The sequence below is a fragment of the Rhodococcus sp. NPDC003318 genome (assembly GCF_042879035.1).
In the GTDB taxonomy this organism is placed as follows: Bacteria; Actinomycetota; Actinomycetes; order Mycobacteriales; family Mycobacteriaceae; genus Rhodococcus_G.
Genome location: NZ_JBIAOU010000049.1, coordinates 1 through 1433, shown reverse-complemented (window position 1 = coordinate 1433; position 1433 = coordinate 1). Strand labels below are relative to the sequence as shown.

General features: G+C 68.1%; 1 protein-coding gene. It reads right to left on the bottom strand.

The window, feature by feature from the left end; all coding sequences use genetic code 11:
* Positions 1-100: 100 nt before the first annotated feature.
* Complete coding sequence (locus ACFYVR_RS26920) at positions 101-1357, bottom strand: IS701 family transposase (protein WP_387479447.1); 1257 nt, start codon at positions 1355-1357, stop codon at positions 101-103.
* Between the last annotated feature and the right edge of the window lie 76 nt (positions 1358-1433).

Sequence of the window (1433 nt, the reverse complement as noted above, 5' to 3'; positions counted from 1 at the left end):
GTAGGACTTTGTTAGGTGGGGAAGGTGTGGTGGCAGGTCGGGCAGGTCCCGATCCAATAGGCCAGTGCGCGTTGGAGTTTGCGTACGACGGCGTAGAGGGTCAGTCCTGCCCATCGGCTTTTGGGTCGGCGAGTCGGAGGGTGGTGATGAACAGGTGCGCGGCGGTGACGAGGGTGGCGTGGTGGTGCCAGCCGAGCCAGGAGCGGCCTTCGAAGTGGTCGAGTCCGAGACCGGTTTTCAGTTCGCGGTAGTCGTGCTCGATACGCCAGCGGATCTTCGCCAGCCGGACCAGTTCGGAGATGCGTGTGTCGTCCGGGAGGGTGGCCAACCAGAAGTCGGTGGGTTCGGCTGCTCCCGAAGGCCATTGCGCGAGCAGCCAGGCCTGCGGCAGGACACCGTTCTCGTCGCGGGCAATGGTGCGGTTGGCTGGGCGGACCCGCAGGGCGACGAACCTCGAGCGCATCGCCGCGGTCGGGTTGGCGGGGCCGGTCTTGGTGCCGTGGCGCCAGGTGAGTTCGGTCAGTGCCCGCTCACCGGCGGCGACGACGAGGTCCTTGCAGGTCCCTGGGGTCGGGTAGCGGCGGGTCGGGGGCCGGCCGCGTCCGGAGTACTCGGCGGCGGCCGGGACGGCGTCGACGGGGTGCGCGAGGGTGGCTCCCTTGACCGCGACGACGTACGCCAACGCTCGGTCGGTCAGCCCCTGACGAAAGGTCGCGGAGTCGCCGTACCCGGCGTCGGCGACGATCACCGCAGGGGTGCGGCCCCACTCGATCAACTCGTCGAGCATCTCGATCGCCATCCGCCATTTGGTGCGGTGCCGCTCGTCGTCGGGGATCGCGCTGCGACGGCGGCGGGCGGTGATCGCCGCGGCCGTCTCGGGGTCCTGCGCCGCGGCGTCGTCCCAGCTCTCGGGCAGATACAGGCGCCAGTCCAGCGGCGCCGACACCGCATCGGTGGCGGCGTGCACACTGACCGCGACCTGGCAGTTGCCGACCTTGCCGAGCGTGCCCGAATACTGCCGCGCCACGCACGGCGACCCGTCACCGTCCTTGGCAAACCCGGTGTCGTCGATGACCCACGCGTCCGGTTCGATCAGATCGCACGCCCTGCGCGACAGCGTCTTGCGCACCGGAACCACGTCCCACGGAGACGTGGTCACGAACTGCTGCAACCGTTGGTGATCGACCCTGAGCCGCTCGGCCATCGGCTGCATCGACTTGCGGCGCCCGTCGAGCAGCAACCCCCTCGCGTACACCCCCGCTGTCGCCCGCTGATCCTTCCGCTTCAAGGACGAGAACACCTCACCGACAAACGAATCCAGACGTTCGTCGACCTCGGCCAGGGCTGCAGCATCCACCCGATGATCGTCTCGAGAATCACGCCGAATCTCGAGTCCCCACATGCGAACGTGACAAACCTAACAAAGTCCTACT